Annotated in this window: 5 protein-coding genes; 3 read left to right on the top strand and 2 right to left on the bottom strand. The window is 72.3% G+C overall.

Annotated elements, in window-relative coordinates:
- Positions 1 to 362: 362 nt before the first annotated feature.
- Positions 363 to 3,710 (top strand): S8 family serine peptidase, encoded by a 3,348-nt coding sequence (locus ABZW11_RS42745; RefSeq protein WP_355431057.1) that lies wholly within the window; start codon positions 363 to 365, stop codon positions 3,708 to 3,710.
- 82 nt (positions 3,711 to 3,792) lie between these two features.
- Here the strand turns inward: ABZW11_RS42745 and ABZW11_RS42740 are convergent, their stop codons facing one another.
- Positions 3,793 to 4,530: an SDR family NAD(P)-dependent oxidoreductase gene (locus ABZW11_RS42740; RefSeq protein ID WP_355431053.1), complete on the bottom strand. Its 738-nt coding sequence runs from the start codon at positions 4,528 to 4,530 to the stop codon at positions 3,793 to 3,795.
- 112 nt (positions 4,531 to 4,642) lie between these two features.
- Between ABZW11_RS42740 and ABZW11_RS42735 the strand changes: the two genes are divergently transcribed.
- Positions 4,643 to 5,254 carry a helix-turn-helix domain-containing protein gene (locus tag ABZW11_RS42735; protein ID WP_355431050.1) on the top strand — a complete coding sequence of 204 codons (612 nt, stop codon included), beginning with the start codon at positions 4,643 to 4,645 and terminating at the stop codon, positions 5,252 to 5,254.
- Between the two features lie 147 nt (positions 5,255 to 5,401).
- Positions 5,402 to 6,013, top strand: coding sequence for a GPP34 family phosphoprotein (locus tag ABZW11_RS42730; RefSeq protein WP_355431047.1), 612 nt, complete (start codon positions 5,402 to 5,404; stop codon positions 6,011 to 6,013).
- A 25-nt stretch (positions 6,014 to 6,038) separates the two neighbouring features.
- Here ABZW11_RS42730 and ABZW11_RS42725 read toward each other — a convergent pair whose 3' ends face one another.
- Positions 6,039 to 6,575 carry an XRE family transcriptional regulator gene (locus ABZW11_RS42725; RefSeq protein ID WP_355431044.1) on the bottom strand — a complete coding sequence of 179 codons (537 nt, stop codon included), beginning with the start codon at positions 6,573 to 6,575 and terminating at the stop codon, positions 6,039 to 6,041.
- Positions 6,576 to 6,646: the final 71 nt, after the last annotated feature.

Raw genomic sequence — 6,646 nt, 5'->3', positions numbered from 1 at the left:
CGGGCCCACGACGGCCCCCCCCTACCCCCCCCGGTTCCCCCCCCCCGACCGAACGGGCCGCCGGTGGCGCTCGACACCGCCCGGTCGTGCCCGCACCCGCCCACGACCGGGGAAAACGGGCGATGTCGATCGCAACGTGTGCCGGATTACCGGCGGGATTCTGTCAAGTCACGCGGCTCCCCCGGTCAACGCCCGCTGTTTACACTCCGGTTCGGAACCACGCTCTTTTACGGCGCCGTTCCCGCTCGTCACCCGCCGGGGAGGGTCATGGCTCTCCCCTCGCGCGCCCGCGGACGGGGTGACCTGACGGCCTCCTGGGCGGCGCGGCGAGCCCGCGCAGCCCTCGACGAGGAGGTCCTTCCGTGTCATCCAGTGCGCTCTTATCCCGCTTACGCCGGCTGGTCACCGCCGCCGCCGGTCTGAGCCTGGTCCTGGCCGCCGCCCCGCTCCCGGGCGCCGCTGCCGCGGCCACCCCCGACCCGCCGGACAAGAAGTGGACGGCCATCCCGCTCACCCCGTCCGCGGTGGTGGACGGCGCCAAGTCACCGACGGGCAAGCTCGCCGAGAGCGACCCCGCGCTGCTGCGCGCCACCTCCCCCGCCCCGGTCAACGTCGTGGTGAAGCTCGACTACGACTCGCTCGCCGCCTACCAGGGCGGCCTGCCGGGACTCGCCGGCACCAGCCCGTCCGTCACCGGCCGCGCACTCGACACGCGCAGCGCGGACGCGAGGAAGTACGGCGAGCACATCGAGGAGGTCGAGAACGCCTTCCTCGCCGAGCTGAGGTCGAAGGTCCCTGGAGCCGTCGTCGGCCAGCGGCTGCGGACCGTGTACGGCGGCATCGCGCTGCGCATCCCCGGTGACAAGGCCGACGAGGTGCTCAGGCTGCCCGGCGCGGTCGCCGTCCAGGAGGACAAGCCGGAGCAGCTGCTGACCGACTCCAGCCCCGCCTTCATCGGCGCCCCGACGATCTACAGCAAGCTGGGCGGCGGCAGCGGCACGGCGGGCAAGGGCGTGATCGTGGGTGTGCTCGACAGCGGCGCCTGGCCCGAGCACCCGTCGTTCGCGGATCGGCCCGGCCTGCCCGCTCCCCCGCCGACCAAGGACGGCACGCCGCGGGCGTGCACCTTCGGCGACAACCCGACGACCCCGGCGAACGACCCGTTCACCTGCACCAACAAGCTGATCGGCGGGCAGCCGTTCCTGGAGACGTACAACGCGGTGTTCGGCGGCGAGGTCTATCCCGACAGCGCCCGCGACTCCAACGGCCACGGCACCCACACCGCGAGCACCTCGGCCGGCGGCCCGGTCGCCGACGCGAACCCGCTCGGCATCAGCCGCGGCCCCATCCAGGGCATCGCACCCGGCGCGGCCGTATCGGTCTACAAGGTGTGCGGCCTGGAGGGTTGCTTCCCGTCCGACTCGGCGGCGGCGGTGGCGCGGGCCATCCTGGACGGCGTCCGGGTGATCAACTTCTCGATCTCCGGCGGCGACGACCCGTACAGCGACCCCGTCGAGCTGGCCTTCCTCGACGCGTACGCGGCGGGCGTGCTGGTCTCGGCTTCGGCCGGCAACTCGGGCCCCGGCGCGAACACCACCGACCACCTCGGCCCGTGGACGACCACGGTGGCCGCCTCCACGCAGACCAGGACGTTCCAGACCACGATCAAGCTGCACGGTGGTCCCACCCCGGTGACGATCAAGGGCGCGTCCATCACGGCGGGCATCTCCTCGCCGCTGCCCGTGGTGCTCGCCTCCGCACCGCCCTACTCGCGGCCGCTGTGCGACGTGCCCGCGCCCGCCGGGCTGTTCACCGGCAAGATCGTCGCCTGTGAGCGCGGCCCGAACCGGGTGCTGAAGAGCTTCAACGTACGGCAGGGCGGCGCGGCCGGGATGATCCTCTACAACAGCTTCCCGTTCGACGTCTTCACCGACGCCCACTGGCTGCCGTCGGCGCACCTCGACAAGCCGGAGTCCGACACGCTGCTGAGCTTCCTCGCCGCCAACCCCGGCGCCACGGCCTCGTTCGAGCAGGGCGCCAAGAGCACGTGGCAGGGCGACGCGATCACGCACTTCTCCTCGCGCGGCCCCGGCGGCGACTTCCTCAAGCCGGACCTCACCGCGCCGGGCCTGCACATCATGGCGGGCATGACGCCCACGCCCGAGTCGTCGCTCGAAGGCCCGCCGGGCAACCTCTTCCAGGTCATCTCGGGCACCTCGATGTCGTCGCCGCACGTGGCGGGGGCGGCGGCGCTACTGTTCGCGCTGCATCCCGACTGGACGCCGGGCCAGGTGAAGTCCGCGCTGGAGACGACGGCCAAGACGGCGGTCACCAAGCAGGACCGTACGACGCCGGCCGACCCGTTCGACATGGGCGGCGGGCGCATCGACCTGACCAAGGCCGGCGACCCCGGCCTGACGCTGGACGAGAGCGCGGACGCCTTCGTCGCGTCGGCCGCCGACCCGCTCAACCGCATCGACCTCAACCTGCCGTCGGTGAACGCTCCTACCATGCCGGGCGTCATCACCGCCAAGCGCACGGTGAAGAACGTCACCGGCAAGACGCTCACTTTCACCGCGTCCGGCAAGACCGTCAGCGGCGCCGCCGTCACCGTGCTGCCGCCGCTGTTCTCCGTCAAGCCGGGCAAGACGGCCGAGCTGAGCATCGTCATCACCGCGCCCGGCCTGCCCGACGGGCAGTACTTCGGGCAGGTGAACCTCAAGCAGGTCGGCGGCTCACGGCAGTTGCACCTGCCGGTCGCCTTCCACCGGCAGGAGGGCGCGATCCCGGTCGACCAGACCTGTACGCCCGACACGATCGCCAGGAACACCGGCGAGTCCACCTGCACGGTCACCGTGCACAACGACACCGACCAGGACGCCGAGGTGACCGCGCTCAGCACGCTCGACGCCCGGCTGCGGCTCACCTCCGTCACGGGAGCGACCAAGGCCGGCACGCAGATCGCGACCACGAAGAAGACGCTGGCCGCGACCCAGCCGCCGAAACCCGTGATCGCGCCAGGTGCGGGGCCGGCCGGGTATCTGCCGCTCGACCTGTTCGGCGTCACCCCGTTCCCGCTCGGTGACGAGCAGGCGGTGAACTTCACCTCACCTGCGCCGTTCACCTTCGCCGGGAGCACCCACACCGTGCTCGGCGTGACGTCCAACGGCTACAGCGTGGCCGGCGGGGCCACCTCGGCCGACATCTCCTTCATCCCGCAGACGCTGCCCGACCCGGCGCGGCCGAACAACGTGCTCGCCCCGTACTGGACCGACCTGAACGGCGCCGGCGCGCCCGGCGTCCTCGCCACGGTCCTGACCGACGGGACGAACCGCTGGCTGGTCGTCGAGTGGCGGGTCAACCTTTACGGGACGAACGAGCTGAAGGTGTTCCAGCAGTGGATCGGGATCAACGGCACCGAGGACATCAGCTACGCCTACGACCCGGCCGACCTGCCAGGCGCGCCGCCCGCCGAGTACGGCCTGACCGTCGGGGCCGAGAACGCGGAGGGCACCGCCGGCAGCCAGATCGCCGGACCGCCGACCGAGGACCTCGTGGTCACCAGCACTCCGGCCGTGCCCGGCGGGACGCTGACGTACACGATGAAGGTCAAGGGCGTCAGCAGGGGCGCCGGGACCGTCACCACGGCCACCTCGACCCCGCAGGTCAGGGGCATCACCGTGGAGGTGGACCGGATCAACGTCCAGTGACATGACGGGCCGCGGGCGGCTCCGGCCGCCCGCGGCTCCTGTCAGGCGAACGCGGGCATGTCGCCGCCGCTGTCACCCCGCTCTAGCGGGTCTGGTCGGTGGGGCGGATGAGCAGCTCGTTGACCGCGACGCGCGGCGGCCGGCCGACCGCGTACACGACGGCGTCGGCGATGTCCTCCGGCTGGAGGGTGCGCATGGCCTCGCCCATCTCGCGCGCGGCGGCCCGCCGCGCCGGGTCGGTGATGTGGCCGATCAGCTCGGTGGCGACGAAGCCGGGCTCGACGACGACCACGCGGACGCCCCTGGTGGTGACCTCCTGCCGCAGCGACTCGGCGAACGCGGTGACGCCGAACTTGGTGGCCGCGTAGACGCCGCCGCCGGCCGAGGCGATGCGGCCCGAGGTGGAGGAGACCTGCACGACCGTGCCCTTGCTCGCCAGGAGGTGGGGCAGGGCGGCGTGCACGGCGTACATGGAGCCGAGCAGGTTGGTCTCGACCATGCGAACCCACTCTGAGGTGTCGGCGCCCTCGATGGGGCCGCTGAGCATGACGCCGGCGTTGTTCACCAGCACGTCGAGCCTGCCGAAGTGGCCGACGGTCGCGGCCACGGCCGCGCGTACGGACTCCTGATCGGTGACGTCCAGGTCGAGCGGGAGCAGCTCGCCCCGCGCCTGGCCTGCCAGGGCCTTGAGGCGGTCCGCGCGCCTGGCTCCGGCCGCGACGCGGGCTCCGCCGGCCGACAGCGCCAGGGCGGTGGCCGCGCCGATGCCCGACGACGCGCCGGTGACGAGGGCGACCTTGCCCGCGAGATCGTGGTTCATGTGCGTCCTTTCCGCAGCTCACCGGTTCGTTCTACGAAACGGACCGGCTGGTCAGCTTCACCGTAGCAGCTAAACGGACCGGTCGGTCACCTTGGCCGGTAGACTGGCCGGCATGAGCGCGAAGCCCCCTTCGACCCGCAGCGACGCGGTGCGCAACAGGAAGCTGCTGCTCGACGTCGCGGCCAGGACGTTCGCCGAGCGCGGCGTCGAGGCGTCCATCGGCGAGATCGCGCAGCGCGCCGGGGTGGGCAAGGGCACGGTCTTCCGGCACTTCCCCACCAAGGAGGACCTGCTGGCGGCGATCATGCTCGACCTGCTCGACGAGCTGATCGGCACCGCCACCGGGCTGCTCGCCGACGACGACCCGGTGCGGGCGCTGCGCGCGTTCATGACCGCCGGGGTCGAGGCGTTCGTCAGAGACCGGGCGTTCTGCGACGTCATCGGCCGTCCCTCGCTGCAGAGCCAGGAGGTGCGCGACGCGATCCACCGGCTCTGTGAGGTCGCCGAGCAGCTCACCGCCCGCGCCAGGGAGAAAGGCGCCGTACGCCCCGACGTGACCGGCACCGACGTCGCCCTCATGCTGAGCGGCATCCAGCACACCGCCGCGCCGCTGCTCGACGCCGACCCGCAGGCCTGGCGGCGCTACCTGGAGCTGGCCTTCGACGGCCTGACCGCCGTCACCGGCCATCCGCTGCCCCACCCGCCTGACCGCCTCACCCTGTAGGAGAACCCTCTTGACCACGTAGCCGTTTCGCTGGACGCTCGAAGGCACCCGGCTTGATCGACGGATCTTCCCCGGCTGGCCGCGCGACCACGTCCGAGGTGGACCACGCCGAGAGCACCATGGCGCGCGCGAGAGGGTGAAGGTCGAGTGACCATCGCGGAAGAGCTGCTCCTACTCGCCTACGACAACGAAGGCCGCCCGGCCGTCACCACGACCTGGCTGGATCCCGCGATCGCCGCCGCCGTGCTGGCCGAGCTGGTCGTGCGCGGCCGGATGGAGCTGTCGGGCAGGAAACTGTCCGTCCGCGATCCCGCCAGGCTCGGCGAGGACGAGCTGGACGCCGCGCTCGCCCTGATGGGCACCCGCAGCAGGCGGCCCGTCTCGTGCATCCAGCTGCTGGAACGGCACGGCTTACGCCGGCGGCTGCTGGCCCGGCTGGTGACGGGCGGGGTGCTGGCCGAGACGCGCGGCAAGGCGCTCGGTCTCTTCCCGGTCAGGCGGTGGCCGGAGGCGCGGCCCGGCGGGCGGGCCGAGATCAGGGCCCGGGTGACCGCCGCGCTGGCCGGGGCCGAGCCCGACGCCCGTACGGGGACGCTCGTCACGATCCTGCACGCCGACCGGTACACCCGTACGTTCTTCCCCGGCTACGACGACCGGCGCTTCAAGGAGGTCTGCGGGAGCGGCTGGGCCGCCGAACCGGTCAGGCGCGCGGTGTCCGTCATCGCCGACGCCGCGCTCTACGCCATGGCCGGGGAGTGACGGCCGCTCGGGGCGACGGCGCAGCTCAGTAGCTCGGTGGGGTGGCGGCGATCAGGAAGTCGGCGGGTTCGTCGCCGGGGTTGAGGTAGCGGTGCGGCAGCGCGGAGTCGAAGTAGCAGCTGTCCCCCGCCTCCAGCAGGTGCTCGGCCCCGGCGACCTCCACCACGAGCCGCCCGCGCAGCACCAGCACGCACTCCTCCGACGGGTGCGTCCACGGCTCGGCGGCCGAGGAGCCGCCGGGCAGCAGGTGGCCCTCCAGCACCTCGAGCCGCCCGTGACCGGGTGAGACGCGCGTGTAGGAGATCCCGCCGGCCGGTGATCTGACCACCATCCGCCCGCCGCGCCTGACCACGGCCACGGCCTCGCCGTCCGGCTCCTGGAACAGGCTGAACAGCGGCAGGTCCAGCACCTTCGCGATCTTCCTGAGCGTCTCCAGGCTGGGGTCGGCGAGGTCGCGCTCGACCTGGCTGATGAGCCCGCTGGACACGCCGGTGGCGGCGGCGAGCTGGGCGAGGGTCAGCCCGCGTTCCGTACGGAGCTGCCGGATCCTGGCACCGATCACCCGGCGATCCTATATGCCTTCAATGCCATTAAATCGGTATTGACCTGGTTAAAACTGCCCGGATAGGGTGC

The organism is Nonomuraea sp. NPDC004580 (assembly GCF_040609855.1).
GTDB classification, from domain to species: Bacteria; Actinomycetota; Actinomycetes; order Streptosporangiales; family Streptosporangiaceae; genus Nonomuraea; species Nonomuraea salmonea.
This window is presented reverse-complemented; position numbering and strand designations above follow the sequence as displayed.

Bases quoted from the DNA above. Each gene is read 5' to 3' on its own strand.
- ABZW11_RS42735 (WP_355431050.1), top strand. From the start codon at position 4,643: ATGAGCGCGAAGCCCCCTTCGACCCGCAGCGACGCGGTGCGCAACAGG.
- ABZW11_RS42740 (WP_355431053.1), bottom strand. From the start codon at position 4,530: ATGAACCACGATCTCGCGGGCAAGGTCGCCCTCGTCACCGGCGCGTCG.